The organism is uncultured Sphingobacterium sp. (assembly GCF_964277905.1).
GTDB classification, from domain to species: Bacteria; Bacteroidota; Bacteroidia; order Sphingobacteriales; family Sphingobacteriaceae; genus Sphingobacterium; species Sphingobacterium siyangense.
Window position 1 is genome coordinate 1 of sequence record NZ_CAXYKD010000039.1, and the last position, 26,985, is coordinate 26,985.

General features: G+C 38.1%; 23 protein-coding genes. 6 read left to right on the forward strand and 17 right to left on the reverse strand.

Translation table 11 applies throughout. The features are described from left to right. The first annotated feature begins 599 nt into the window (after nucleotides 1-599). Nucleotides 600-1,319, forward strand: coding sequence for a hypothetical protein (locus tag ACHWSC_RS17940; protein WP_394677677.1), 720 nt, complete (start codon nucleotides 600-602; stop codon nucleotides 1,317-1,319). Nucleotides 1,320-1,388: 69 nt separating this feature from the next. On the opposite strand, the gene ACHWSC_RS17945 is transcribed toward ACHWSC_RS17940, so the two are convergent. Then, complete coding sequence (locus ACHWSC_RS17945; protein ID WP_394677678.1) at nucleotides 1,389-1,775, reverse strand: SRPBCC domain-containing protein; 387 nt, start codon at nucleotides 1,773-1,775, stop codon at nucleotides 1,389-1,391. Between the two features lie 88 nt (nucleotides 1,776-1,863). On the opposite strand from ACHWSC_RS17945, the gene ACHWSC_RS17950 reads away from it, so the two are divergent. Next, nucleotides 1,864-3,231, forward strand: coding sequence for an RNA methyltransferase (locus tag ACHWSC_RS17950; RefSeq protein WP_394677679.1), 1,368 nt, complete (start codon nucleotides 1,864-1,866; stop codon nucleotides 3,229-3,231). A gap of 46 nt (nucleotides 3,232-3,277) precedes the next feature. Here ACHWSC_RS17950 and coaBC read toward each other — a convergent pair whose 3' ends face one another. From coaBC to ACHWSC_RS17965, 3 genes are read right to left on the reverse strand one after another with little or no spacing between them, the layout of a single operon-like run. Then, nucleotides 3,278-4,474, reverse strand: coding sequence for a bifunctional phosphopantothenoylcysteine decarboxylase/phosphopantothenate--cysteine ligase CoaBC (gene coaBC / locus ACHWSC_RS17955; protein ID WP_394677680.1), 1,197 nt, complete (start codon nucleotides 4,472-4,474; stop codon nucleotides 3,278-3,280). Nucleotides 4,475-4,484: 10 nt separating this feature from the next. Then, nucleotides 4,485-4,814, reverse strand: a complete 330-nt coding sequence (locus ACHWSC_RS17960) for a DNA-directed RNA polymerase subunit omega (RefSeq protein ID WP_075990346.1) — start codon at nucleotides 4,812-4,814, stop codon at nucleotides 4,485-4,487. Then, nucleotides 4,798-5,727, reverse strand: a complete 930-nt coding sequence (locus ACHWSC_RS17965) for an outer membrane protein assembly factor BamD (protein WP_394677681.1) — start codon at nucleotides 5,725-5,727, stop codon at nucleotides 4,798-4,800. Before ACHWSC_RS17965 ends, ACHWSC_RS17960 begins: the two co-directional genes overlap by 17 nt. Nucleotides 5,728-5,969: 242 nt before the next feature. On the opposite strand from ACHWSC_RS17965, the gene ACHWSC_RS17970 reads away from it, so the two are divergent. Further along, nucleotides 5,970-6,245 (forward strand): NifU family protein, encoded by a 276-nt coding sequence (locus ACHWSC_RS17970; protein WP_075990344.1) that lies wholly within the window; start codon nucleotides 5,970-5,972, stop codon nucleotides 6,243-6,245. Nucleotides 6,246-6,303: 58 nt separating this feature from the next. Continuing rightward, nucleotides 6,304-6,951: a carboxypeptidase regulatory-like domain-containing protein gene (locus ACHWSC_RS17975; protein ID WP_120335238.1), complete on the forward strand. Its 648-nt coding sequence runs from the start codon at nucleotides 6,304-6,306 to the stop codon at nucleotides 6,949-6,951. Here ACHWSC_RS17975 and ACHWSC_RS17980 read toward each other — a convergent pair. From ACHWSC_RS17980 to polA, 11 genes are all read right to left on the reverse strand, one after another. After that, entirely contained in the window at nucleotides 6,948-8,177 is a 1,230-nt protein-coding gene (locus tag ACHWSC_RS17980) for an FtsX-like permease family protein (RefSeq protein WP_394677682.1), read from the reverse strand. The genes ACHWSC_RS17975 and ACHWSC_RS17980 overlap by 4 nt on opposite strands. A 5-nt stretch (nucleotides 8,178-8,182) precedes the next feature. After that, nucleotides 8,183-8,824: an MBL fold metallo-hydrolase gene (locus tag ACHWSC_RS17985; protein ID WP_394677683.1), complete on the reverse strand. Its 642-nt coding sequence runs from the start codon at nucleotides 8,822-8,824 to the stop codon at nucleotides 8,183-8,185. Between the two features lie 44 nt (nucleotides 8,825-8,868). Beyond that, entirely contained in the window at nucleotides 8,869-9,615 is a 747-nt protein-coding gene (locus tag ACHWSC_RS17990; protein WP_394677684.1) for a shikimate dehydrogenase family protein, read from the reverse strand. A gap of 98 nt (nucleotides 9,616-9,713) precedes the next feature. Further along, nucleotides 9,714-11,126, reverse strand: coding sequence for a tetratricopeptide repeat protein (locus ACHWSC_RS17995; protein WP_120335234.1), 1,413 nt, complete (start codon nucleotides 11,124-11,126; stop codon nucleotides 9,714-9,716). A 180-nt stretch (nucleotides 11,127-11,306) separates the two neighbouring features. Next, nucleotides 11,307-12,683, reverse strand: coding sequence for an OmpA family protein (locus ACHWSC_RS18000; RefSeq protein ID WP_394677685.1), 1,377 nt, complete (start codon nucleotides 12,681-12,683; stop codon nucleotides 11,307-11,309). A 240-nt stretch (nucleotides 12,684-12,923) separates the two neighbouring features. Next, a complete protein-coding gene (locus tag ACHWSC_RS18005; RefSeq protein WP_046671636.1) occupies nucleotides 12,924-13,934 on the reverse strand; it encodes an inorganic phosphate transporter in 1,011 nt (336 codons plus the stop codon). Nucleotides 13,935-13,970: 36 nt separating this feature from the next. Further along, nucleotides 13,971-14,618, reverse strand: a complete 648-nt coding sequence (locus ACHWSC_RS18010) for a DUF47 domain-containing protein (RefSeq protein ID WP_046671637.1) — start codon at nucleotides 14,616-14,618, stop codon at nucleotides 13,971-13,973. 90 nt (nucleotides 14,619-14,708) lie between these two features. Beyond that, nucleotides 14,709-15,746 (reverse strand): cell wall metabolism sensor histidine kinase WalK, encoded by a 1,038-nt coding sequence (locus tag ACHWSC_RS18015; protein WP_120335232.1) that lies wholly within the window; start codon nucleotides 15,744-15,746, stop codon nucleotides 14,709-14,711. Between the two features lie 63 nt (nucleotides 15,747-15,809). Then, entirely contained in the window at nucleotides 15,810-16,463 is a 654-nt protein-coding gene (locus ACHWSC_RS18020; RefSeq protein ID WP_205400267.1) for a phosphatidylserine decarboxylase family protein, read from the reverse strand. Between the two features lie 24 nt (nucleotides 16,464-16,487). After that, nucleotides 16,488-17,618, reverse strand: a complete 1,131-nt coding sequence (locus tag ACHWSC_RS18025) for a toxin-antitoxin system YwqK family antitoxin (RefSeq protein WP_394677686.1) — start codon at nucleotides 17,616-17,618, stop codon at nucleotides 16,488-16,490. 4 nt (nucleotides 17,619-17,622) lie between these two features. Next, on the reverse strand, nucleotides 17,623-20,424 hold the full coding sequence (gene polA, locus ACHWSC_RS18030; protein WP_394677687.1) for a DNA polymerase I: 2,802 nt from the start codon (nucleotides 20,422-20,424) through the stop codon (nucleotides 17,623-17,625). A gap of 106 nt (nucleotides 20,425-20,530) precedes the next feature. Between polA and rsgA the strand changes: the two genes are divergently transcribed. After that, nucleotides 20,531-21,451 carry a ribosome small subunit-dependent GTPase A gene (gene rsgA / locus ACHWSC_RS18035; RefSeq protein WP_075994557.1) on the forward strand — a complete coding sequence of 307 codons (921 nt, stop codon included), beginning with the start codon at nucleotides 20,531-20,533 and terminating at the stop codon, nucleotides 21,449-21,451. Nucleotides 21,452-21,539: 88 nt separating this feature from the next. Here rsgA and ACHWSC_RS18040 read toward each other — a convergent pair whose 3' ends face one another. Then, complete coding sequence (locus ACHWSC_RS18040; RefSeq protein WP_394677688.1) at nucleotides 21,540-23,993, reverse strand: hypothetical protein; 2,454 nt, start codon at nucleotides 23,991-23,993, stop codon at nucleotides 21,540-21,542. Beyond that, on the reverse strand, nucleotides 23,953-24,990 hold the full coding sequence (locus tag ACHWSC_RS18045) for a hypothetical protein (RefSeq protein ID WP_153844522.1): 1,038 nt from the start codon (nucleotides 24,988-24,990) through the stop codon (nucleotides 23,953-23,955). Before ACHWSC_RS18045 ends, ACHWSC_RS18040 begins: the two co-directional genes overlap by 41 nt. A 95-nt stretch (nucleotides 24,991-25,085) precedes the next feature. On the opposite strand from ACHWSC_RS18045, the gene ACHWSC_RS18050 reads away from it, so the two are divergent. Next, nucleotides 25,086-26,981, forward strand: coding sequence for a hypothetical protein (locus tag ACHWSC_RS18050; RefSeq protein ID WP_286734131.1), 1,896 nt, complete (start codon nucleotides 25,086-25,088; stop codon nucleotides 26,979-26,981). Nucleotides 26,982-26,985: the final 4 nt, after the last annotated feature.

A 26,985-nucleotide genomic window follows, 5' to 3' on the forward strand; every position in this document is an offset into this window, starting at 1 on the left:
GCCGTAACAGGTGGGAGAGTAGGTCGGTGCCTTTTTTTACACGGAAGCCCTTGCTGGAAACAGTCAAGGGCTTCTTTCGTTTAAGTACTTCCGTATTTCCATGTACAGGCTATGGCATATCCTCCGCTTATCGGTATCGCAGCACTAAGCTTGAGTTTACTGTATGATAATTTTCTAGTGCTAAAACTTGAACAAGTGAATTAAGTCTATTGTAACTCACTCTGCTTACTTAATGTAGAATTACTGGTATGGTTTTATATAAACAAAATGCATATGTATGATCTTCTTAGTGAGAGTATTGTTGACGTTATCAAATTCGCAAACCGATAACGTTCGTTTTGCCGAGCAGGAATGAGGTCATAAAACTAGTAATAGAGAAGTCCAAGTTTAGAACATTTATATGGAATTTTAACTTAAATATTTATAATTTTTTACTTAATATTCCATATGCCTCGGGATGTTCAAAATATGAGCAATGAGACAATTATAATACGCTACGTATAGATATTTAAGTTAAATGTTTAATTTTTTTAATCTTTTGCAGGTGGTAAAGTGAATTATTGGAATGAATTGTATATTTGTGGATATTAACTTATATAATGAAAAAAGCTAAATTATTAATGTTGGGCCAAATGATGGCAGTTATTGCTCTACTTATATTTTCCGAAACACTTTGTGCTCAAAAGAAATCTAATAATACAGATTATATTGTTTTCATGAATGGAGATAGCTTATATGGGAAAATTTCTTCAGTTACGGATAGTAAATTGTCATGGCGTGATGGAGATACGCAGATGGATTTTTTTCCAGACCAAGTTTTTCGTGTTTATCAAAATAGTAAAAGCAAAATTTTCGCACCTTCTTACATCGAAACAGGGCTAGAAAAGGTTAAAAATACAAAACCTCAGATTTTTCGGATTAATAAAGAAAAATCAGAGGAATTAAGATTTGCTGAATTAATTCAGGATGGTGAAATAATGGTCTATTATTTTAAAAGCTCTGGCTTGGCGGTGGGAGGTGGAACCTCTGGACCTATTCTCGGTTTCACGACAACGAAATATTGGTGTGCTCTTAAGCGTTCTTCTGGGGAGATAATTGAATTGAATGATGTTGTAAAAGATATTTTGGGGAATGATGTAAAACAAAGGGCTAAAGCGCTATCAGCATTAATAGAAGATGAACCAACCATATTAAAGCAATTTCAGCTTGAAAGAAAATATAGTTACGAGTTGTTTTTAAATTATATAAAAAAGTATAATGAAGCTAGGTTATCTAAAGAAAATGGGGCCAGCATCGTTTCGGAACGTATAATATATTAGCTTATTGGCGTCATTTATGACGCCAATAAGCTAATATATCATCACAAAGGAATTCTGAGATAATAAACTTTAATCTTCTTCTGTATAAAAGTCGATCAACGAAGAGATATAAGGATCTTCCCATCCATCCGAAATATTATCAAAGTCTTCATCAGGTATATTCGTTTGCCTAATTTCTAAGGAAGTCCCTTTTTTATGTTTATGCAACTTTAATGTAACAATAGAAGGGCTGTCTGTTTCACCGAAATACCATTCTTGTACAATTTTTGTCGATGGTTCCAGTTCCAAGAATCGGCCAGTTATAGCACCATCCCACAAAGAGAATTCTCCATTGACAGTAGGGTCTATAGACACAAGGTCCCCTGTCCAAAGACGAGCGGTAATTTCGGTCGTTAAAGCAAGATACAGCTCCTCTGGAGTTGCAGGAATAATAGCATATTTCTTGAATTCTTTCATGGTGCAAAGTTACTCTTTCTTGTAATTTACCACTTATTTTGACTTCATTTTTATTTATCTTAATTTTATCGCAAATTATTGGGACAACATGAGTAATTTTCTGCCAAATTCTTTAGTGAAAAAGTTAGGAGTGAATCCGTTATTTGATACTGATGCATTTATTAAGATACATGAGGAAGGTATTCGGGCGACAGCAATACGCCTAAACCCTAATAAATTAGAAGATTGTCCGTTTCCTAGTGGGGGGCAAGTTCCCTGGTGTAATGTGGCTTATTATCTTCAGGATCGTCCAGTGTTTACGTTAGATCCATTATTTCATGCTGGAGCATATTATCCACAAGATGCTTCTTCCATGTTCATCGATCATATCATTCGAAGTTTGAAGTTACATGAGGGGAGTATTCGGGCGTTGGATTTATGTGCCGCACCAGGAGGAAAGTCTACCTTATTAAACAGTAGCTTACATCCGGAATCACTCTTGGTTGCAAATGAAATTATTAAAACAAGGGTTACAATCCTGCAAGATAATTTAATGAAATGGGGAAATGCGAACACAGTAACTACAAATAATGATCCTGCAGCGTTTAATCGTCTTCCTGGATACTTCGATTTGATGGTTGTTGATGCGCCATGTTCTGGATCTGGAATGTTTAGAAAAGATGCCGATGCCATCGATGAATGGTCCGAAGCTAATGTTAAGCTGTGTAGCGAAAGACAACAACGGATTTTGGTTGAAAGCTTGAGTGCTTTAAATAAGGGCGGATATTTGTTTTATTCAACCTGTTCTTATTCACCGGAAGAGAATGAAGATATTGTCGATTGGCTATTGGATAGCGGCGATTTTGAATCTGTTGAAATAGCTATTGAAGAGCATTGGGGAATTGATCATACAAATTCTAATAAGCATCGTGCACACGGTTATCGATTTTACCCGCATAAATTAGGTGGAGAGGGCTTTTTTATTGCTGTCCTTAAGAAGGTTGGTGAACAGGAAACATTCAATAGAAAACGAATTAAACCGGAGAAATCAGATGTACCCAAAGAAATTTTAGATAGCTGGATTTCGGATAGTACTAGTTTTCATACTTTCCTTCATCATGAGGATATATATGTTTTCCCAAAAATGTATGAGGATGATCTAAAGTATCTACAAAATGTGCTTTATCTTAAGAATGCGGGAACCAATGTCGGCAAGCTTAATAGAAAGGAGCTAATACCAAGCCATGCACTGGCCTTGAGTAATCATTTGACCAAAGACTTTCAATCGGTAGAATTGTCGCTTGAAGATGCACGTAATTACCTTAGAAAGGAAAATATAACTGTGGATACGATTGGCGAAAGTCTTCAAGGATGGACAATAGCAAGTTTTGAAGGTAAACCTTTGGGCTGGATGAAGGTATTGACCAACCGAATCAATAACTATTATCCAAAGGAATTGAGGATTGTAAATTTGTAAAATATAGCGGCATTGAACACGGAGAATGTGTTTATAAAAGTTGTGCTTAGGAAAGGCTTACGATAATTGAACAGATATCTTTAGCAACTTCTTCTTTCGATTTTAGGCTAAACTCATTGGTATTTCCAGCCCGATCGATTATAGTAACTTTATTGGTATCTGTTGCGAAGCCGGCCCCTTTATCCTGCATGGAATTGAGTACGATAAAATCCAGGTTTTTTCGAATCAATTTGTCTTTTGCATTTTCGAGCTCATTATTGGTTTCCAATGCAAACCCAACGAGTAATTGCTTTTCTTTCTTTTTAGCCCCTAAAGTTGCCAGAATATCTGCCGTTTTTTTCAGCACAATGGAGAATTCGTTTTCTTTCTTTTTTATTTTTTGATTAGCGACTTCAACTGGTGTGTAGTCTGCCACAGCAGCACTCATCACAATAATATCTGCGGCATCAAAATGTTCTTCACAGGCATGTAACATCTCAGCTGCCGAGGTTACTGAAATGGTATCGACGCCTTTGGGCAGTTTAAGGGCGCTGGGGCCTGATACTAGCGTGACGTCTGCGCCAAGTTCTTCAAGTTGTGTGGCGATAGCATAGCCCATTTTTCCACTTGAATGATTGCCAATGAATCGAACTGGGTCTATAGCTTCATAAGTAGGACCTGCAGATACTAACGCTTTCTTTCCTGCTAAGGGCAAGTCTCTCTCCGAAAATTTAACTAAGAAATCCAGTATTTCTTCTGGTTCCGCCAAACGTCCCTCACCTACTAGGCCACTAGCCAATTCCCCTTTTCCTGGAGGAATTAGGATATTACCATAAGAACTAAGCTTATTGATATTGGATTGTGTGGACGGGTGTTTCCACATATCTAAATCCATTGCTGGAGCGAATAGCACCGGACATTTCGCTGATAGATACACGGCAGTTAGGAGGTTGTCACAAAATCCATTGGCCATTTTGGCCAGTGTATTTGCCGTTGCGGGAGCGACTAAAATGTAATCCGCATTTAAGGCAATTTCGACATGATTATTCCATTCCCCGGTATTCGGCTGATAATAATCAATTAAAACAGGATTTTTGGAAAGAGTGGAAAGCGTAAGCGGAGTAATAAAGGCTGTCGCTTCTTTTGACATGACTACGTTAACTCGGGCATCTGCTTTTACTAAAAGGCGGATGAGGGATGCAATCTTGTATGCGGCAATACTGCCGCATACAGCAATTACAATATTTTTCCCAGCTAAAGCCATTGTTTAAGGATTAGTCCTGCTCTTTTGAAGGATTTCTGTAGTACACTTTATCGTGTAAAAATTCATCAATAGCAACCAAAGTAGGTTTTGGCATACGCTCGTAATGTTTTGAAATCTCAATTTGCTCACGGTTTTCGAATACCTCTTCCAAGTTATCGTTGTTACTTGCAAATTCCGCAAGTTTTCCGTTCAATTCTTCTTTAATGTCTACTGCAATTTGGTTCGCGCGTTTAGAAATAACTACAATAGATTCATAGAGATTGTCTGTGCCTTTGTCCAATTGTCTCAAGTCACGTGTAACTGTAGAGTTTGGAATTGAATTGTTATTTTTTTGACTCATGTTTTTGGGTATTTTCTTTTTCTTTTTTCGCCTTTTGTTCTTTGATATATACTTCCTGCTCTGCAACGGCTTTATTATAATCCTTCACTTGAGAGAGGGCGGTTTTAATCCCTTTTTCAGAATTTTCACGAAGGGATTCTGCCTCTTTCATATGTTTGCTATTCGGAAAATTACTTGCGAAGCTACGATAATAGTCCAAGGCATCATCAAATCTACTTTCTTGTTTCAGGAAGAAACTTTTGGACGCATAGATGTATTGTGCTTTTAATGTTAAAAACTCAATCTCTTCCGCGTATTTTGTATCAGGGTATTCTTTTAATACATTCTGTAATGCGATGACAGCTGCCCTGTAATCATCCGTCAGCCCCATGTCATAATACAGTCTTGCATTAGCAAATGCTTTAAGCTCGAGCTTATCTCTTAATTTCTGAATAAGATCTGCGGCTTCTTTGGACCGTTCTGATTCGGGATAGAGATTGACAAAGAGCTGTAATGCATCAATTGCTTTTTTTGTATTCGCTTGATCTAACGTTGATCTTGGAGAATCCAAATAATAGCAATAGGCATGCATAAATCTACATTCTTCTGCTCTTGCACTGTTTGGATAAACATCCGCAAAATCTTTAAAGTGAAATGCTGCCGATGTATAATCTTTCAGCCGGTAGTTGGCAAATGCCAAATAATAGTAAATATTTTCTGCTTCAGCTTGTCCACGGAATTTGGTCCGCAAGTCATCAAACAAAACTAACGCCTTTGTATATTTCTTTTTCTCATAAAGTTTTACGGCCTCTTCGTACTTTTGAGCGATGTTATTGCTTGCGCGCAATTTCTCAAATTTACTTTTACAACCAGTAAATACCAATAGAAACATCATGCCGGCACAGATAGCCGCTATACGCCTATTTAAAAACATTTTACAAAGATAAGTGAATTTGTTATACTAATCAATTAAATTTTACTGCGCAATATAGTTTAATAATTATTTGATCGCAAAAACAACATTTCTTATTAACATTCTTTAACTCGATTGGAGCTATGAAGAGGGTATATTGTCATATACTTGTTGTTTTTCCATTGGTAGCGAGGCCTAAAAATACACATTTTAAAATATTTGATTATCTTTACATATTACAATCATTGAATAGCATTAAGAGTATGACTTTAAAAGAAAAAGTTGAGCAAGCATTAGATACCTTGAGACCATATTTGGAGACTGATGGCGGAAATGTGAGTGTTGAAGAGATTACAGCGGATAATGTCGTGCGTTTAAAATTATTGGGAGCATGTGCTTCATGTTCAATGAGCATTATGACCTTTAAAGCTGGTTTAGAGCAGGCGATTAAGAAAGCTGTTCCTGAAATTACAGCAGTGGAGGCTATTAATTTAACAGATCCCGATTCCCCAGAAGCAACTTTACCCCCTGTTAATTAGTTTTTCTACTTAACACAATTTAACGGCTAGTTCGGCTACTTTTTTTTAAATTTGTTCCATGAAGTTGCTGGTTTCTATATTATTTGCTGTATTTCTATCTTTTTGTTCCTCTGCTTTACATGCTCAGGAAAGGAAGATTGTTCAGTACTCCGGTATCGTAACAACGGTTGGGTCTGGACTTCCTGTAGGTTATGCGACCGTCACTAATTTATCTTTCAGGAATGAAGCATTTGCGGCAAATAACGAAGGCTATTTCTCTTTTGTAGCACATGTAGGAGACACCATTCGTTTTACTTCCGTCGGTTTTGATCCTTTAGTTGTCACTATTCCAGAAGTTCCTGGAGATAAATATACCGCAAATATCATTATGCAAAATCTAGTTACGGAACTCCCGATGGTAACCCCCTATCCATGGGCAAGTATCGAAGAGTTTAACATTGCATTTATGAATCTAGACGTTTCTGAGGATAACATCGTGAGAGTTAGGAGGTCCTTGTCTTATGAATCATTAGCGGCAATGGCAGCTGTAATACCACGTGACGGAAATGAAATGCGTTCAATTAACAATGCGCAGAGTTTTAATACGATGAATAATAAAGTCATCAACCAACGTTATGCTAATCCATTGTTAAATCCTTTTGCATGGGGCAGTTTAATCCAACAGATTACAAAAGGTAGTCAGAGCCGAAAAAGCTCAAGTTATTAATCAGTTGCCTTTAATTTATTTAATTCTCTGACACTTAGCTTTGCAGAGAAATAGGAAACTAGGCCAGAGATACTAATGACTGTCATGAAGACTAAAATATAGTCACTCCACTTACTTACCATAGGGTAGCTGTCAATAATTGTATTTGCTCCATCTTCTACACGAATGATGCCATAGGCTGACTGGATATAGTTGAATATGGCGCCTATCAATAGACCTAATACACAGCCAATAATGGCGATCATAAGGCCTTCATAAAAGAAGATACGTTGAATGAGATCATTCGAACCACCGAGACCTTTCAGTATCGTCATATCCTTTTGTTTGTCTAATACAAGCATGGTTAAGGAACCTACAATATTAAAGATTGCAATCACACTGATCAAGGTCAGTATAAAGAAGACGACCCAGCGTTCAACACGTACATTTTTATATAAGGTAGGATTTTGTTTTTCCCTATTCTTTACAATGTAATCCGGTCCTATTTTCTTTTGTACTGCTTGCCCAAATGAATTAACATCCACACCATCTTTTAGGTAAAACTCGATCGATGAAACGCGCTCATATTCTCCGAGAACCTCTTTAGCAAATGAAATTGGTGTAATAATCAAATTGTCAAAATCTTGTTGATAGCGCAATACCCCTCCGGGAGCTATGGATCGGATGTTGAATTCTTCTGCAGGATTGGAAGAATTCTTTACTCCCTTTCTCGGAGAATACACTTGAATTTGTTCCACTGAGTTCTGCATAGGAATTGCCAGATTTGCCTGTACGCTTGCCCCTATAATTGCGAGGTTGGTAGAATCATGGGTAAGTTCGTACTGACCATCTACGAGGATACTGTCTCCGGCCTTTTTACTTAGCGATTGAGGTTCGACGCCTTTTATATTTGCAATAAATTGTCTATTTGAATATTGCAGTAATACTTTCTCTTGTAGAACCTCCGTGTAATGAACCACATTGGAATCTTTTCGTAATTCACTGAAGACAGCCTGTTTACTGTCAAAAAGTTTTCCTTTCTTGGGTTCAATCTTCAGTTCAGGAGCAAACTTACTGTACATGGATAGTATCAGCTGTTCCATTCCATTGAATGAAGATAGCAAAATGATTAAAGCAGCACTACTTACCATTACGCCAATTACACTAATAGAAGAGATGATATTAATGGCGTTAACTGATTTCTTAGAAAACAGATATCTTTTTGCAAATAGAAATGGCAGATTCATGACTTTTATCCTCGGATAAATGGATTAGAATTTTTTTCAAAGCCAATCGTTGTCGATGGCCCATGCCCAGGATAGACGATCGTGTCGTCGGGCAAGGTATAAAGTTTTGTTTTTATGTTATCCAAAAGCTGCTGATGATTTCCCCCAGGAAGATCAGTACGGCCAATACTATTGCGAAATAGGACATCTCCTCCGATCAAGAATTTTTGATTAGCTGAATAAAAGCAGATATGTGCAGGGGAATGTCCAGGTGCAAGAATGACCTTTAGCTCATCATTATCCAAATAAATGGTATCATCCTCATTTAGAAATGTTTCTCCAATTGGTGAGATGTCATATCGGATGCCCATTTGAGGAGCGTAATTCTGAACAGCTACTAAAATGGGTACTTCACCTTCGTGGAACTGTGGGAGCAAGCCAAATTTCTCATGGACAAAACTATTCCCCAAAACATGGTCAATATGGCAATGTGTATTTAATAGGAGTGTAGGCTTGAGATTATTGTTTGCGATGAAAGCTAATAATTCTTGCTGATCTTGCTCGCCATACATCCCTGGATCAATGATAATGGCATTTCCTGACTCGTTATAGAGTAGATAAGTATTTTCCTGATATGGATTGAAAGTGAATGTTTTGATCGTAAGCATAAAGGTAAAATTACAGTTTTTATTGATTTCTTACTATTGAAAGCTCAACTATTCCAGATTTCCCAGTTTTTTTCTGCTTGTAGAACCAGCATTTCATATCCGTTTTTGATTCTAGCACCTTTTTCTTTACTTTTTCGAAGAAATGTTGTTTCCTCAGGGTTGTAAATGAGATCATAACAGAGGTGATTCTCCGTTAAGAATTCGTAAGGAATTTTTGGATATTCTGCCGTATTGGGAAATGTACCGACGGGTGAACAGTTGATAATCACTGTATGGTCAGCTAGGATAGCGCGATCAAGTTCATCATAAGTGAGTTGATCTGCCTGTTTGGTTCTGCTTACTATAGTATGTGATATTCCAAGCTGATCAAGGGCATAAATGACAGCTTTTGCAGCACCCCCATTACCTAAAATCAAAGCCTTCTTATCCACCGGGGGATTTAATAGCGGCCTTAGCGATGCCTCAAAACCATAGGCATCCGTATTATAGCCTTTTAGATGCGTGGTGCCATCTGATGTATGACTGATTCGAATACAGTTTACAGCTTGTATTGTACGAGCTTCTTCCGAGAGCTCGTCCAAGTAATCCATAACCTCTATCTTGTAGGGAATGGTCACATTGACACCATAGAAATCTTTATTGGAAGCAATTGTTGTAAAATCGGCTATTTGAGCAAGTGGATATAGATCGTAATCTACATCGGTAATATGTTCTCGATGAAATTTTTCTAAATAATATTTTTTTGAAAAAGAATGCCCCAACGGGTATCCTATTAAGCCTAATTTTTTCATTTGAATTGCGAAAAGTACATTGTGGGAACAGGAATATATCTTCAATTTTAATATCCGGTCATTGCGTTGCAACGACCGGACGTAGCGCCTATTGTATGTTAATCTTTCGGCTTTGTATATTTTTTTACAATTTCAGTAATGATTTGGTTCCCTTGTAGCTGTGGGAGGTAATCAAAAAGAATATGATGCTTATCGGGATCAGTCGCTAAGCCAAGTTCTAAAAAGTTGAGCGCTTCATTGTATTGTCCATTGGCAAATAGATAAGCAACTACACGATAGTACAGTTCTGCTGCATTTGGATTTTGTGTGATGGCATCGGATATTACATTAATAGCTTCTTCAATTTTACTTTGTTCAAATAGAATTGAGGAATAATCGAGCCACGCATCGATGTCTGTTGGGTTTAAAGCCACTACCTTTTTATAAGCTTCTTCTGCAAGATCTATTTGTTGTAGTTTATATCGGGCATCGGCAATCGCAAACCAGTAATCGGGGTTTGTATCCTCTAGTTCCAATGCTTTTTTATAAAAATGAAGTGATTCAAAATAGCGTTCTTCGAAATCTAAGGTAACCCCAATACCGAACCAAGCATCAGCAAGCTCCGCATCTAATTTGACTGCCTTTTTATAATAATTGCGGGCTTCTTCCATCTGCTCAAGTTTTTCATAACATTCGCCTATCGCACAATAGGTATCAGCACTTGGTTGTTCATATTCAAATGTTTGTTTGTAAACATCCAATGCTTCTTGATAGCGGTCTAGATTGACAAGAGCGTTACCCTTATTGAAATAAGCTGAAGAGAAGTCTTCCTTAATTAATATAGCATAGTCGTATGCGTCTAAAGCTTCCTCAAACCGGCTGATTTTATGGTAAGAGTTTCCTAAATTGTACCAAGCATAGTAGGAGTATGGGTCTGAATCAATGTACTTTTTATAAAAGGAGATACTTTCCTCTTGTCTATCCAATACATCATAACAGTAGGCCAATTCATAGAGTGCTTCCTGGTAATCCATGTTGAGCTCAAGTGCTTTCTTTAGATAAATTATTGCCTTGTCATAATTCATTTGCGCTTGAAAGATCATCGCAATATGGAAATAGACCTCATCTTTATTATCCAATAGCGGAAGTGCTTTGAAGAGCTGTTCCAAAGCATTATCAAACTGGCCGATACTGCCTAATATGCCACCACGGATCAAGAAAATATCCCCTTCTGAAGCCTCTAATAATTCCGCTTTATCCAACGCTGCAAGCGCATTCTGATATTGTTGAATCGTTGAAAACAGTTGAGCTTGTTTCAATAAAAAGGTAATATCAAAAGGGTGTTGGCTGATTGCAAATTCGGTAACCTGTAAGGCCTTTACAGGGTCATTTTTTTCAGCATAATAATCAATAATTCCTTCAAAAGCTTTGGAGTCAAAAAAATACTGATCCTCGTTTCGAAGCATTTCCTCATATCTGTCCACCGAGATTTTTCTTTCCTCGGGGTTTTCAAATTCAAAATCCTCTTCCATTCTCAAAAGTTTAAAACCAGTATTCTGTTACTTAATTCAAAATACTAATTTCTTATCTAATTTGTTCGAACTAATTTTCCACAAATCGGATATCCTCCACAAAGTTAAGGATAAATACGGGTAAAATAAAAAAGCCGGCTTTAAAGCCGGCTTTTAATATAATGTATAAGTTATATACGATTATTTTTTGATCTCAACACGACGGTTTTGAACGCGACCTTCTTCAGTAGCATTAGATGCAACTGGATTTTTCTCTCCGTAACCTTTAGCTGTGATGCTTGATGAAGAAACACCAGCATTTACTAAATATTGTTTTACAGAGTTAGCACGGTCTTTAGATAAAGTCATGTTATAAGCATCAGAACCTTCTGCAGATGCATAACCATCTAATTGTACAGCTGAATTGTTATCACGTAACTCTTTAGCCAATTTGTCTAATGTAGAGTATGATGAAGTTTTCAATACTGAGCTATCAAATTCGAATTGAATTGGAGCGTAGTAACCGTTAGAAGCTACAGTTTCAATAACTGGCTCTGGGAATTTGATTGGACATCCTGAACCATCTACTGGAGTACCAGCTGGAGTACCAGGACATTTGTCAAATTTATCAGATACACCATCACCATCAGCGTCAGCGCTTAATGTGTTAACTGTACCTTCTAAAGTGCTTACACGTTGTTTCAATGCTTCAACTTCGTTTCTCAATGAAGGATCTTTCAACTCATCGTACAATGTAGCAACTGGGTTAGCAAAAGTCAAGTTTTGTTTGTCTTTCGAACCTAAAGTGAATTCTAAACCACCATACACATTAGAGAAACGTTGTTTAGTAGTTCCATTTCTACCTGGTCCGTACAACAATGCCTCATCAGTAAAGTTCATTGTGTAACCTAAGTTCAAGGCAACTACTTCTGATAATTTGAATTTAGCACCAACACCTACAGGTACGATCATACCTAAACGGTAATCTTTATCGCGTGGGTTTGAAGGAGAACGATCGCCTAGGACATCTTCACCCCATTTTTGATCATAAACAACTGTACCGCCAAAGTCATTGTTAGAGAATTGAACTGGATTATATGCAAAAGCACCGATACCCACTTTAGCGTAGAAGTTAACCGCATTTTCTCTTCTCAAGAAATCTACTGTACCTAATTGGAAAACACCATTTAAGCTAGCCGCCCAATTAACTTTTGTTTCAGCAGATTGAGCTTTATATTTGTTCTCAAGTGCAGGACCAGATTCGTTATGGTTGTAAGTTTTGATCTTACCACGGTTTGCTTCAACTTCTAAACCGAATAGGTGAGAGAATTGCTTACGTACTGTCAAACCATAATATTCACCTACTTTGTTTTGGAAGTAACCAACTTTTTGACCAAAGTTATTGTTACCACCGATAACAGTATTAGGAGTAGTGATACCACCTTGAACTCCGATAGACCAAGTTCTGTATTGTGATCTACCACCGAATACTTGTTGAGCTTGTGCTGTACCAGCGAAACCTAAAGCGGCAACTAATGTAGCAGCAACAGCTGTTTTTTTAATTGTAGAATAGTTCATACTCTTGTTTTTAAGGTTATTATTAATTTTAATTGTTTTCAAACTTAATTATTGTATTAACACAAGGAACAGTACAATTGCCGTGCCAAAGTCTTAAAATTATGTTAAAATTTTGTTTTTGCTATATTTTGTACTAAATTAAGTATTTAATGTGAAACAACAAAACAAAAATCCGCTACGAAAGTACCAAATTTTTGTTTTGTTTCAATAGGTTTAAGAAAAAAATTAAGTATTTTTTTTCTAAAGCAAATAATGTACGACCAATAACGACAATGCACCCAACAAAGCTGAAACTGGAATTGTCAATATCCAAGCCCATAACAAGCTGATTGTTACTCCCCAACGTACTGCTGAGACACGTTTGACAACACCAACACCGATGATTGCACCTGTAATGGTATGCGTTGTTGAGGCTGGTATTCCAAAATGTTCTGTGATACCCAAGGTGACAGCTCCCGCAGATTCAGCACAAACACCTTCCAAGGGTGTTACTTTTGTAATCTTGGTTCCCATCGTTTTGACAATTTTCCATCCACCACTCATTGTTCCGGCAGCGATTGCTGCGTAACAAGTCAATGGAATCCACTCTGGCATGTGTTCAGTCGTTGGGACATAACCACCAGCTACCATAGCGACAAGGATAATTCCCATTACTTTCTGTGCATCATTACCTCCATGTGCAAAGCTCAAGGCGGCTGAAGAAACAAGTTGCAATATCTTGAACCATTTTTCGGCAACACTTGGACGGGAGTTTTTCGCCAGATTGATTACAATCAATGTGATGATAACCGATATCGTCATACCTATGATAGGTGCAAGTACGATAAATGCAATAATCTTTAAGGTAGCATCAATGTTGATAGCGTGAATAGGATCTGCGCCAAGGATGAAAGCGTAAGCCATACCCGATCCTGCAAAACCTCCAATAAGTGTATGGGACGAACTTGATGGTACACCGTAGTACCATGTAAATAAGTTCCAACCAATTGCAGCAAGTAATCCTGCAAAAATAACTTCTAAGGTAATGTATTCTTCCAATACTGTCTTCGCAATGGTATTGGCTACTTTATGATCTGTAAAGTAGAAGTAAGCTGCAAAGTTGAATATCGCAGCCCATAAGACGGCCATTGCTGGCGTTAAAACTTTTGTTGATACAACTGTCGCAATAGAATTGGCAGCATCATGGAATCCATTGATGTAGTCAAAGGCAATCGCAAGGACAATCACAACAACGAGTAATGTTGACATCATAATCTCGTAGAATTTTTGTGCACTTAAATCGAATGATTATGCGTTTTTAACTAGAATGCTTTCTAATACGTTAGCAACATCCTCACATTTATCGGTTGCATCTTCCATTGCAGATAACACTTCTTTGTGTTTAATTAATGAAATTGCATCTTTTTCAAATTCAAAAAGGTCAGCTACAGCTTTATCGAAGATATAATCGGCTTTGTTTTCTACGCTATTGATGCGAACACATGAATCCGTAATATTCCGGATATTTTTCAAATCTCTAAGCTCATGAATAGCTTTTGATACATGTTCGGTAGCTTCAACCAGTAAATCAGCAATTTCAATCATTGGCTCAGTGGCCTTTTCAACCTTGTAAAGGTCCATTCTATTGGCGGCACCGTGTATAAAATCTGCGACATCGTCCAATGAACTTGCCAAAGAGTGTATATCTTCGCGGTCAAAAGGAGTGATAAAGTTCTTTCCCAGCTCCAAATGAATTTGATGCGTAATGTTGTCGCCTCTATGTTCCAAATCTTCCACTTTGCGTGTTAATTCCTTTTTCTTTTCAGGGTTGCTTGAGTTAACAATATCTTTTAACAACTTTGACATCTCGATCAAGTTGTTGCCGGCTTGTTCAAACAAAGGGAAGAATTTTTTATCCTTTGGAACGAAGTATTGAAAAATGCTATTTAAAGACATATCTTAAATTTATTTTTGCAAAAATAATACCTTAATGTTAAGTTAATGTTAACATTGATTTTGTTTAAACACAAAAGTGTCATCAATTGTTTAATTTCCTGACTGAACTTTTTGTAAAGTAAAGCCAAATGTTGTCCCAATGCCTTCTGTACTACGGACATTGACGTTTTGCTGATGTGCTTCGACAATATGCTTTACGATAGCCAACCCTAATCCTGATCCTCCGATATCGCGTGATCGACTCTTATCAGTTCGGAAAAAGCGCTCGAATACACGGCTGAGATTTTTTTCTTCGATGCCATAACCGTCGTCTGTAATCTCGATAAGAACTTGTTCAAACAGCGGAAAAATCTTAATTTTCGTTGTTCCGCCCTCTTTTCCATATTTCAGGGAATTGTCGATCAGATTGTATAATACCTGGTGGATTTTATTGCGATCTGCTTTAACCCAATGTGGTGTGCCCGCTTTTGGCTTGAATTCTATTTTGATATTGTGCTGTTTAGCTTTGTCCTCAAGAGAGTAGGTGGTGTCTTTAATAAGATCAACGATATCGAATTTCTCTATATTCAGGACCATTTTTCCAGATTCCAGTTTGGATATCTCATCAAGATCCTGAATCAGGTAATTTAGCCGGTCCAGATTCCGGGCAGCTTTATCTAAGAAGTTCTTGGCCATTTCCATATCTTCTTCCATAAGGCCATCCTGCAGGGTCTCAATGTAACCTTGGGTAGCAAATAACGGCGTCTTGAATTCATGAGAAATGTTGGATAAAAATTCTCTGCGGAATTTTTCTTGTGATTTTAACTGCTCTATCTCATTTTTTTTATCTTTTGCCCATGCTTTGACTTCGTTTTCAGCATCCGTAATCGGATCCTCACTAACATGTTCTCCGATAGCATCCTTAAGATCCTTGCCGAGTTTAAGGTTATGAATTAACTTATACATCGTATTGAGTCTACGATATATGTATTTTTCAAATAGATAGTTAAATAGGAGGAAACTCGTTACCACAGCAACAAAGAAAATGATCAATGCTGTCTGTAGGTCATGTTTATAATAAAAGCTGATCGTGGATATTGCAATACCGACAGCCGCGGAGTTTGCCAATAGTAATTGTCTAAAATTCATTTGCAGAATAAAAAAGGCCCCTGATTTGGAGCCTAAGTTACTTATAATGATATTAATAAATTGTTAAAATTTTCCGATAATCGTTTTTGCTCCAGTAACCTTATCACCAATGTTAACATTGATCTCAGTTCCTAAAGGAAGAAACAAATCGACACGGGAACCGAATTTGATAAAACCAAACTCATTGCCTTGCACGACTTCGTCTTTTTCTTTTACATACCATACAATACGGCGCGCTAATGCTCCTGCAATCTGGCGGAAAAGAACTTCCCGTCCAGCCTTATCTTTGACAACGACTGTTGTTCTTTCGTTATCGGTAGATGATTTGGGGTGCCAAGCCACTAGAAATTTGCCAGGATGGTATTTAAAGAACGTGACTAAACCACTGATTGGGTTTCTATTGACATGCACATTGACAGGAGACATAAATATCGACACCTGTATCCGCTTATCATGGAAATACTCATTTTCCTCAGTTTCTTCGATAACAACAACTTTTCCATCGGCTGGACAAAGAATCAGGCCATCCTGCGGGCTAACCACTTTTTTGGGACTTCTGAAAAACTGAACAACTGTAATGAATAGGAATGCTGAGAGCGCATAAATAAACCATTTAGCGTATTGCGGAGCGTCATAATAATCCGCAACGGCATTGATGATGAAGATAAAAAGTACAGCGATCGCTAATGTGGTGTATCCTTCTTTATGAAATTTCATATCTATTTATTTCTGCAAAGATAATTATTTACTCGAATTGTCTATTTGTCTTTCGATTTTAATTGAATGGGTATAGATTTTTCCGTCATTACCCTGTGTGATTCCACCAGATACTCTGATAAAGTCGTCTTGAGGCTGATTGTCTTTATATGTAGGGAAATAGAAGTCAACACTTCTCGCAATACGGCTCAAAATGCCATCGAAAGGCTCGTCGCCGGAATCTGATATTAACTTGAGGCTTTTTAGATTAGCCATTCCGCTTTTCTTTACTTCCACTAAATAAGAAAAGTTAACCTGTTTGGTGATGTCTAGCCCAGTTTTATTGAGATTGTCGTTAAAACGTTTGGTTAGGAATGCATAAAAATTAGAATAATCATCAAAGCTGCAAGACTTACCGTTAAATAGTTCCGCTCGTATAAAATAGTCATAAGGGAGGATACTTAGCGACACGAAATCCTCATTATTTAGATCTCCATTGTCGTCATAGGTCGTTGTGAGTACACCATTTGCAAAGCGTTGCGTCATGGCGTAAACTGCTTGCTGACCTACATTGTAGAAATATGTATTCCAGTTTCCCTGCGGCCTACCGTTTTTTACCTTTCCTTTGCGTAGGTAGAAATCAAAACCGAACTCCGTAAAACCTTCAAAAGGAATAGAAAATTCATAGTTGCCTTCGCCGTCTATCACCTCTTGTTTGCCTCTGTTGTCCCAGTAATCTTTGATAAAATAGCCTTGCTCATTATAGGTAATGGTTAATAAGGGTTTTCCATCCGGATAGTAATATTTCCAATCACCGGTTGGATGGTTGTTTTGGAAACTTACTTCCCATTTCAACACTCCATTCGGATGGAAGGCTTGGAATAAGCCTTCTTTTTTACCATCTTTATAGGAACCAATGAGTATTCTCGATCCATTTGGCGCAAAATCGCGGAACTCTCCATCAAAAACTTGCTTTGCAAAATCAAATTTGCTCACACGTTCGATCGTTTTAAACTCACACTCTTTTGAAACTAAATAATAATATTTGTCAAAATAAAAGCGAATCAATCCCTGGTCTAGTTTTTCATAGAATACAGGTTTGTCATTTTGTGCATGTAGCTTTGTAAAGCTACAGACACACAATAATAATAAGATATGGATGAGTTTTCTAATCATAACTTTAATGTGCTTCTAGCCAATTTTTGCCTTCTCCAATTTCTACGATCAAAGGAACACTTGTTTTTATAGCATTGGACATTTTATCCAAAATAATTTTTTTGAATACCTCTATCTCGTCTTTAGGCACGTCAAAAACCAATTCATCATGCACCTGCATGATCATTTTTCCAGATAAACCTCGCTGCTCAATTTCCTTTTGAATGGCGATCATGGCAAGTTTGATTAAATCGGCTGCTGATCCTTGGATCGGAGCGTTGATAGCGTTTCTTTCTGCAAATCCGCGAACGGTCATGTTTGCGGAATTGATATCTCTCAGATAACGTCTCCGTTTTAAAATTGTTTCAACGTAACCATTCTCCTTTGCAAACTCGACGGCATCACTCATGTATTTTTTTATCCCTGTATATTGGTTAAAATATTCATTGATGATATCGGATGCTTCTTTACGTGATATGCCAAGATTTTGAGAAAGGCCAAATGCCGACTGACCATATATAATGCCGAAGTTAACTGCTTTCGCGTTGCGACGCTGTTCAGAAGTAACAGCATCAAAATCCACATTGTATACTTTCGCGGCTGTTGCTCTATGGATATCATGACCTTGGCTAAACGCTTCCATCATATTTTGATCTTTACTTAGCTCTGCAATTAGGCGAAGTTCAATCTGCGAATAATCGGCTGAGAGGATCACATTGTCTTCCGATCTTGGGATAAAGGCTTTTCTAACTTCTCTTCCCCGCTCGGTACGGATCGGGATATTCTGCAAGTTCGGATTCGTTGAGCTCAGACGGCCTGTTGCGGCAACAGCTTGATTGTAGGACGTATGAATGAGCCCTGTTTCGGGGTTTATCAACTCAGGTAGTGCATCAACATAGGTTGATTTGAGTTTTTGCATTTGCCTAAAGTTTAAAATATCTTGGACGATATCGGATTTATGGGCCAAAGCTAATAACACATCTTCACCTGTTTTATATTGCCCCGTTTTTGTTTTTTTAGCTTTAGGATCCAGTTGAAGTTTGTCGAATAAGACTTCTCCCAATTGTTTAGGGGATGCAATATTGAAATTTACACCTGCTTTCTCAAAGATAGCTTCCTCGAGATTTTTAATGTCCTGCTCCAGTGTTTTTGAAAATTCTTCAAGTGCCGGAACATCAATTTTTACACCGTTTCGTTCAATTTCGGCGAGTATATATACTAATGGGAATTCCACATCCTGAGCGAGCTGCATGGTGTTGGTCTCGACAAGGAGAGGCTGAAATATATTTTTTAGCTGTAGCGTGATGTCTGCATCTTCAGCGGCATATTCTTTTATTTTTTCGACTTCAACGTCGCGCATATTCCCTTGCTTTTTTCCCTTTTCACCGATAAGTTCTGTGATTGATACCGGGCTGTAATTTAGGTAATTTTCTGCGAGTACATCCATTCCGTGACGGGTATCTGGATCAATCAGATAATGTGCAAGCATGGTGTCAAAAAGGGTGCCTTGTACTTTTACACCATAGCGTGCTAATAATAAAATATCGTACTTGATGTTTTGTCCTATTTTTTCAATTTTTGGGTTTTCTAAAGCGCCCTTGAAAATATCGACTATAGCCTGAGCGCTATCACGATGGGCAGGTGTTGGAACATAATATGCTTTTGCGTTCTCAAAAGAAAATGATAACCCCACAATGTCGGCAAGGTTTGCATCCAATCCTGTTGTTTCTGTGTCAAAACAAAAACTATCCAAAGAAGCAAGCTGTTGAGCGAGCGCTACTTGTTTTTCGTTTGTATCAACCAAAATATACTCATGTACGGTATTATGTATGTTATTTATTGCTGCATTTTCGACGCTAACTTCGGTAACAATTTCGGTCGTGGTAATTGTCGTTGTTGTTGTCGAAAATAGATCCATTTGTCCATTTGTAGGGCTGCTCTTGTCAAGGACGGAGAAATCTTCGCCGAAAACTCGTTTTCCAAGTGTTCGGAATTCCAATTCAGCAAATAGCGGTTCAAGGATTTCTTTGTTTGGATCTTCCAGTTCTAGCGATTTTTCATCGAGTTCAATGGGTACATCCAATAAAATGGTGGCTAATTTTTTGGAGATGAGCCCTTGTTCTGCAAAATTCTCTACGTTTTCACGCATTTTTCCTTTGAGTTGGTCCGCGTTAGCGATAATGCCTTCGACAGATCCGTATTCTTGAACAAGTTTTTTCGCTGTTTTCTCTCCAATACCAGGTATACCAGGGATATTGTCCACGGCATCGCCCCAAAGACCGAGGATATCGATGACCTGGCAAACATCAGAGACTTCCCATTTTTCAAGAATCTCTTTGACACCTTGTACTTCTGCTCCATTACCCATGCGGGCAGGTTTGTAGATAAAGATATTTTCAGACACAAGTTGCCCAAAATCTTTATCGGGTGTCATGCAATAGATTTGAAAGTCCTGTTTCTCGGCCTTTTTTGCAAGTGTTCCGATAATATCATCGGCTTCGTATCCATCCATTGTGATAATAGGGATATTGAAGCCCTCGATTAAGCGATTTATATAGGGGATAGAAGCAGCAAGGTCCTCTGGCATTTTCTCCCGATGTGCTTTATAAGCTTCAAATTCAATATGTCGAGCGGTAGGTGCCGCTGTGTCGAACACTACTGCTATGTGGGAAGGTTGCTGATTTTTCAATACATCCAATAGGGTATTGGTAAATCCCATGATTGCTCCTGTATTTAACCCTGTTGAGGTAATTCGGGGAGTTTTGCTCAAAGCAAAATAAGCTCTATATATGAGAGCCATTCCGTCTAAAAGAAATAGTTTTTTCACAAAATTGAATTTTAGTCTCCTTACAAAGGTAAGAAATTCATCAAAGGGTAAGTTTAATAAATTTTTCCGATTTTTGTACTATGACACATTTAATGCAACAGGATTTATGAGAGGACTGGTAACTAAATCGACAGGTAGTTGGTATCAAGTTTTGGGTGAAGATGATAAAAGATACGATTGTCGTATCAAAGGAAAGTTTCGTACCAAAGGAATAAAAACGACTAATCCTGTTGCTGTGGGTGATTGGGTGCATTTTGATGTGGAACCTGATCAGGAAAGTGCGGTCATTCACGAACTGGAACCTCGTCGAAATTATATTATTCGAAAATCCGTCAATCTGTCCAAGCAAACTCAAATTATCGGAGCAAACCTGGATCAGGCTTTTTTAGTGGTGACACTTGCCTCGCCACCAACTTCTTTGGGTTTTATCGATCGTTTTCTAGTAACAACAGAGGCGTACGGAATTCCGGCCGTAATTATTTTCAATAAACTGGATCTTTTTAGTGATGAAGGTTTGGAGATATTGGCCGACTATAAAGCTATTTATGAACATATTGGTTACCCCTGTTTCGAGGTTTCTGCGTTAACCGGTACAAATATCGACGTTGTCAAGCAACTGCTTAAAGATAAAATAACCTTGGTATCAGGCCATTCCGGGGTTGGTAAATCAACGTTGATTAATGCAATCGTCCCTGAATATGGGTTGAAAACTGGTGAAATCTCCGATTGGTCCGACAAAGGAAAGCATACAACTACTTTTGCTGAAATGTTCGATCTCCCTTTTGGAGGGAAGCTAATTGATACGCCTGGTATTCGTGAGTTGGGAATTGTCGATATAGAAAAACAGGAGCTATCTCATTTTTTTCCAGAAATGCGCGCGTTGATGAATCAATGTCGATTTCATAATTGCCGGCATATCAATGAACCTGGTTGTGTCATTATGGAGGCTGTGGAAGAAGGCTCTATTGAGAGTTCGCGCTACGATAGCTACCTCAGTATATATCATAATGAGGATAGTAGATCTTAACTTATATAAATCTTAATCTATATAAAAAATAGCGCCTTCTTACATCAAGAAAGCGCTATTTTTTGTAAAGCGAGATAGGAGGAAGCCCTTAATGTATCGCTTGTGTTAAATTTAAAAAATCACGGAGATAGGTACACTCCCGCGAAGCGATTGTAAAGAAAGGCGTATCCTTATATTGTGTGCTCAATTCTTTGAAGTATTTATTTTGCATCGAAAAACGATAGAAAGGATTCTTTAATGGTGAATCATAGTATTGCCAACGCGATTCATTGGTATAGACAAAATCTTTCTGCTCGCATTTGGCAAGCATAAAGGTACATTTCGCTTTGAACTCTTTGTCTGTGCTCAGCGTACGCGCTTTGCTGTACCATTCTTTTGCTGATTTTGTCTGTAGATAATTTCGTTGCCAGTGAAGTGTCGAAGCTGCGTGGTTGTCTGTGGACGACCAGTCATAGGACACCAGGGACCAAGCATTTCCATAGGTACTAGTCTGATAGATACCTGTGGCCATTTGGAAATAATACTCGGCTTTTTTCTGATTGTTCTTTTCCGTTTTTATGGCATTTTCCAAGCGTGCCATGCGTTCAGCATATTTTAGCTTAGTGGTGGATTCTTTACCATATTTTTTGGGGTAATCATTTATCGTTACAATAAATGGATTCGGTGTAATATCGCTTTCATCCGCATCGTACCAGTTTTTAATTTCTTTTATTTTATGGTCTTTAGGAAGTCCCGCTAAAGTTTTTGCTGCTTTTTGGAAATCCAGTTCGCGCAGGTAGGTTGTACCCAATAATTCCGTGAGATAATCTTTATTGAAATGTTTGATATCCTTCAATAAGAATTTAGATAGGGTATTCTGTTGGGAATTATCCGACAGTAAATTTCTTATTTTTAACAGCGTTTTAGGTGTAAGGCTATTTTCCCAGAAGTGCATTGTTGTCCACTGCATATTATCTTCCAGCGAGTCTTTCACAAAGCCATAGTTGTAAAAGGCATCCGCCTTTACAGCAGCTAAACTAGCCATGGCGGTATCTTGTGTATTCAAATAATGTTTTACGACAAGATTTTGTAGAATATTCCGGCAGATTAAGCTATAGTTGCTATATTGAAAAGCACTATATCCCCAATTTTGCTTGCGGATATCTTCTTTACCATCAAGTTTTGCTTTTTCTTCTAACCAAGATAGCGTTTTGGTCAATTGAACTTCATCTAGTTGTTTACTGCTTTGCCAGTCAGTTAATTGCGTGAGCAATCGGGTAATTTGAAGCTGATCAATCAATTTTGGACTGAGGTCAGTCTCTTTTATTTCGGACAGGTATTTTTTTGCTAACGTATTTTCCTTATTCATCCAGCTTAGGTAGGCGGCAGTAATAAGACCCAATTGGGGTTGAACATATTTTTTGTCGCGATAAAGTTTTAGGGCAAAATTGCGAAGAGAATCCAGATGTAGTTTAACCTTTCCTTTATCGTCATTTTTACTGTAGTAATTATAATTATCGCTACTGAGGTAAAAAGACTCGTTCATTTCTGTTTCTATCTTATTGACTTCGCGTCCCAATAGTACGGCATTTACGGTATTGGCAGGATCGAGCTGATAGCAGTCGCTCAGATATTTCAGGGCATAGTCACTTGTTCCAAAGCCTATGATAGCATTGATATTGAACCGATCTGCATCATTTTTTGCATATTGAAATATCTCAGCATCACTGGCTGTGATATAATGGAAATTAGCATAAGCGAGGATGCGCCTTTCTGGACTGGCAGTGAATAATTTAGAAAAGAGATAAGCTGCCCTTGCTGCATCGCCATTTTTGCGGACAGCGCCAGCGTAGTTGGATAGTGCCCAATTGAGGATGGCTTCATCTCCCTTGGCGGATTGCAGGTACTTTTCATAGATCGTCATGCTCTTGGCGTATTCCTGTCCAAATAGATATAAACGGGCGGCTTGATAAGCATAACGGATATAGAGAAAGCTATTTTTGGGGTATTTGGTGATCTGCTGTTCAGCGAGCTCAGCAAATTGTGTAATTTCTTTGAAATTTCGGGTATCCGGATCCCAATAGTTATGTTGAATATTTGTGATAGGTTCCTGCTTTTTTGTAAACATAAAATAAGCGCGTTCAGCTTCATGTTTCCCGTCAATCAACGTGCTTAGGAACGTATTTCCTCTAATGGAATCGGGAAGGTTTGTCCAAGCCGACTTTTGCTGATTGCTCGCTAAATTAGCGGTTGCATCGTTGCTATTGTACATCAATTGTTCGATATCCTTAACCTTAACCTGTGAACCTAGGTGTTTAGCCCAGGTTTCGGCATTGATTAAACTTTCTTTGACTGGAGCTTCTTCCGTATAAAGAAATTGGTAGGGGATAAATTGAAAGGCAGAAAATCCATTGTCCTCCAGATTGGGGAGATAATATGTCGTTTGATTGTCGTAAGGATCCACTTCAGGACCACAGGCGATATTGGTTGCAATCTCCCCAAAGAAGAAAGCTAATGTAGTGCTAGAAAGCAGCAATAATTTTTTGTAATTCGGCATTGCCATGATTTGCTAGTGTAGCTTGATCTAAATGATAAAAAATAATCCGGTGTTCTTTTCCTTTCAGCTCTCCCTTCAAAAATTTTGCCGTTTGTAAGAGTTCCTCCTGATTGATGGATTCAAAACGTATAACATCTCCCTTTTTAAGGTTTGCTTTTGGGAGATCTTTCGTTAAAATATAGAGGTTCGTATTGGGGTTATGGGTAAACAATGACGAGTCTTTGAGATCTTCTTCATTGATGTGTTTTGAAATACCGATGTAATTATTATTTCTGAAAACGACAAACCACTGAAATAGCGGTAATGCAATATCCATTTCCATGGGATAGTTGCGTAATGTTCCGCTTAAATAGGTCTTGAGGTCCTGTTGATTTAAAATGGAGTTCTGATTGCCAAATTGTCTGAGATTTCCCATGTTGTAACACATTAACATTGCTTTTTTCACAGGTGGAATTCCACTGGTGACTGTGTTTTTGACCTGGTGTAGCCGCAGCGTAGAGCTTACGACAACATCTTTTAAGGCCGGCAATTGCTGTAAATAGGTGAGCAAGTAGAAAAATTTATCACGGGATGTCTTTGTCCAATCGCAGTCCAGTTGAAGTTCGGTAAATTTTTCCTTTCCTGCTTGTTGTATTTTAGCCGTCACAAACGGAACAATTTTATTTGCCAGTCCTCTGATCTGCAGGCTATCCATTTCCACAAAAATACGCTGGTTGACAAATACTACAGGAATCAGCTGCTGTTCTTTGGGGACAGGCTGCGAAAACGTAATGGGGCTAATAGGGACGGCTTGTACACCAGATGGATCGAAATCAATATCCATAATGCGGACATAGATAGATTTCGCGTCAATTTCCTTTAAAGAGCGGCTTTCTACGGTGTCTAACTGGAATACTGTCTTCCAAAAATAGAAGCCTGTTTCATGCTTTGTTTTGGTGCAGGAACTTAAAAAAAGTAGAGAGAGCGGTACAAGAAATAAAAATAGTTGTGTTTTACGCAGCATATTCACTTTATTTAGTCGTAATTCAAACAAAATGGGCTTAATTTTGTTTGTTATTCAATAAAATAAAGACGAAATTACAAAGAGATTGTGACTTTATGAAGCCTATTTTCAAATGGATCCTTGGTATTGTAGCGTTTATCCTATTGGCATTGGCTGGAGGTATTTGGTATTTTAGCAATAAGTGGAAGCCTCTTTTAGATACTAAAATCAAACAGCTGGTGTCCCAAGCAACGGACAATTTGTATACTATTAAATACGACGATATCCACGTCAACCTATTATTAGGTAATATAACAATAGACAATCTGCATCTCGTGTCAGATAGTTCCATCTATAAAAAGTTGGAGCTGGTCAAAAAAGCACCAGATAACCGCTTCGAAATTTCCATCAATAGGTTGAAAATAAAAAGCTTTGGAATTCGAAGGGTGTTGATGGATAAGGAACTTTTCCTGAATGATATCACCGTCGAAAGACCAACGATTCATGTCATTAATGAGGTGCACCGTTATAATGATACGGTGAGTAGGGGACCTAAAAAACCGCTGTATGAGAAAATAAAGGACAATCTGAAAAAAATTCAGGTGCGGGCCGTCAATTTGAATGACATCGATTTTAGATATACGCAAGTCCAAAAAGGGGTTTATCAAGATTTCGAGGTCAAGAAGGTCAAGGTCCGGATAGATGATGTTTTGATCGATTCGACTTCTGAGCATGACAGGCAGCGCTTTTATCATACGAAAATGATCGATATTGAGGTGCCTGGTTTTACCTATAAAACTCCGGATGGATTTTATAAAGTAAATTTTGATCAGTTGAAAATCAATAGTAAAAACCGCAATGTCCTGTTGACTAAAGTTGCTTATCAGCCGACGCTGAATAAGGCGGCTTATTACCGGAAGAAAGGAGAGGGTGGAAGCTATATGGTACTGAAAATGGACACACTTCTTTTGACGGGATTCAATTTTGCCGAGCTTTCCCGGGATAAGAAAATATACGCACAAAATGCACGCTTAAAAAATGGTTCACTTTCGATTTACAGTGATAAGCATTATAAAAGCCCTCCAACCAGTCAGATTGGAAATGCTCCGCATATGAAATTAATGCAAATGTCGACACGCCTGGGAATTGATTCATTGATTTTGGATAATATAGGAATTTCGTATTCTGAAATGAGTGATGAGTATAGTCAAATTGGAACGATTACTTTTGATCACACGTATGGTACACTATTGAATGTGACAAATGATTCGACAAAATTGCTTAAACAGAAGCTAATGCGTGCAAATTTGAGCAGCAATTTTATGAATGCCGGTAAGCTTTCTACCAACTTTGTTTTTGATATGACCTCTAAAGTTGGAGCCTACACCTATAAGGGCACACTTGGGAAAATGGATCTGACAGTCGTTAATAAAATGATTCGTCCATTGTTAAATGTTGAGGTTAAATCGGGCAATCTCAGTCAGATTACATTTGACATCTGGGCTAACGATTACCGTAGTAAAGGAACCTTTAAAATGGATTATGACGACCTCAAAGTTAATATCCTGTCAGAGGCAGGTGATGATGGTCGTCGAGAAAAGAAGGGGCTGCTGTCTTTTATGATTAATCAGGTTTTATTTAATCCGGGCAATCCGGATTTATACGGTAAATATACGGTGGGGCATATCAACAAGCGTCGGGATCCCAATCATCCGTTTTTTAAAGCGATGTGGCAGACTTTGTTGGTTGGAATCAAACAATGTGTCGGCCTTGGTCCAGAGCGGGAGGCTAAACTGATGAATACGGCTGGAAAAGTTGAAAAAGTCGTTGGGGGAATCAGCAAGGCCAAGAAAATGATCTCAAGTATATTTAAGAAACACAAAACTCCTGAGGAGTTGCTGAAGGAAGAAAAAGAAGATGAGGCCAAGGAGGCAGCAAAGATTGAAGAGAAGCGGAAGCGTGACCGTGAAAAAGCTGAAAAGGAACTTGAGAAAGAAGGAACGGGAAATTGAGGAT

Bases quoted from the DNA above. Each gene is read 5' to 3' on its own strand.
- ACHWSC_RS17940 (WP_394677677.1), top strand. From the start codon at position 600: ATGAAAAAAGCTAAATTATTAATGTTGGGCCAAATGATGGCAGTTATT.
- ACHWSC_RS17945 (WP_394677678.1), bottom strand. From the start codon at position 1,775: ATGAAAGAATTCAAGAAATATGCTATTATTCCTGCAACTCCAGAGGAG.
- ACHWSC_RS17950 (WP_394677679.1), top strand. From the start codon at position 1,864: ATGAGTAATTTTCTGCCAAATTCTTTAGTGAAAAAGTTAGGAGTGAAT.
- coaBC (WP_394677680.1), bottom strand. From the start codon at position 4,474: ATGGCTTTAGCTGGGAAAAATATTGTAATTGCTGTATGCGGCAGTATT.
- ACHWSC_RS17960 (WP_075990346.1), bottom strand. From the start codon at position 4,814: ATGAGTCAAAAAAATAACAATTCAATTCCAAACTCTACAGTTACACGT.
- ACHWSC_RS17965 (WP_394677681.1), bottom strand. From the start codon at position 5,727: ATGTTTTTAAATAGGCGTATAGCGGCTATCTGTGCCGGCATGATGTTT.
- ACHWSC_RS17970 (WP_075990344.1), top strand. From the start codon at position 5,970: ATGACTTTAAAAGAAAAAGTTGAGCAAGCATTAGATACCTTGAGACCA.
- ACHWSC_RS17975 (WP_120335238.1), top strand. From the start codon at position 6,304: ATGAAGTTGCTGGTTTCTATATTATTTGCTGTATTTCTATCTTTTTGT.
- ACHWSC_RS17980 (WP_394677682.1), bottom strand. From the start codon at position 8,177: ATGAATCTGCCATTTCTATTTGCAAAAAGATATCTGTTTTCTAAGAAA.
- ACHWSC_RS17985 (WP_394677683.1), bottom strand. From the start codon at position 8,824: ATGCTTACGATCAAAACATTCACTTTCAATCCATATCAGGAAAATACT.
- ACHWSC_RS17990 (WP_394677684.1), bottom strand. From the start codon at position 9,615: ATGAAAAAATTAGGCTTAATAGGATACCCGTTGGGGCATTCTTTTTCA.
- ACHWSC_RS17995 (WP_120335234.1), bottom strand. From the start codon at position 11,126: ATGGAAGAGGATTTTGAATTTGAAAACCCCGAGGAAAGAAAAATCTCG.
- ACHWSC_RS18000 (WP_394677685.1), bottom strand. From the start codon at position 12,683: ATGAACTATTCTACAATTAAAAAAACAGCTGTTGCTGCTACATTAGTT.
- ACHWSC_RS18005 (WP_046671636.1), bottom strand. From the start codon at position 13,934: ATGATGTCAACATTACTCGTTGTTGTGATTGTCCTTGCGATTGCCTTT.
- ACHWSC_RS18010 (WP_046671637.1), bottom strand. From the start codon at position 14,618: ATGTCTTTAAATAGCATTTTTCAATACTTCGTTCCAAAGGATAAAAAA.
- ACHWSC_RS18015 (WP_120335232.1), bottom strand. From the start codon at position 15,746: ATGAATTTTAGACAATTACTATTGGCAAACTCCGCGGCTGTCGGTATT.
- ACHWSC_RS18020 (WP_205400267.1), bottom strand. From the start codon at position 16,463: ATGAAATTTCATAAAGAAGGATACACCACATTAGCGATCGCTGTACTT.
- ACHWSC_RS18025 (WP_394677686.1), bottom strand. From the start codon at position 17,618: ATGATTAGAAAACTCATCCATATCTTATTATTATTGTGTGTCTGTAGC.
- rsgA (WP_075994557.1), top strand. From the start codon at position 20,531: ATGAGAGGACTGGTAACTAAATCGACAGGTAGTTGGTATCAAGTTTTG.
- ACHWSC_RS18040 (WP_394677688.1), bottom strand. From the start codon at position 23,993: ATGGCAATGCCGAATTACAAAAAATTATTGCTGCTTTCTAGCACTACA.
- ACHWSC_RS18045 (WP_153844522.1), bottom strand. From the start codon at position 24,990: ATGCTGCGTAAAACACAACTATTTTTATTTCTTGTACCGCTCTCTCTA.
- ACHWSC_RS18050 (WP_286734131.1), top strand. From the start codon at position 25,086: ATGAAGCCTATTTTCAAATGGATCCTTGGTATTGTAGCGTTTATCCTA.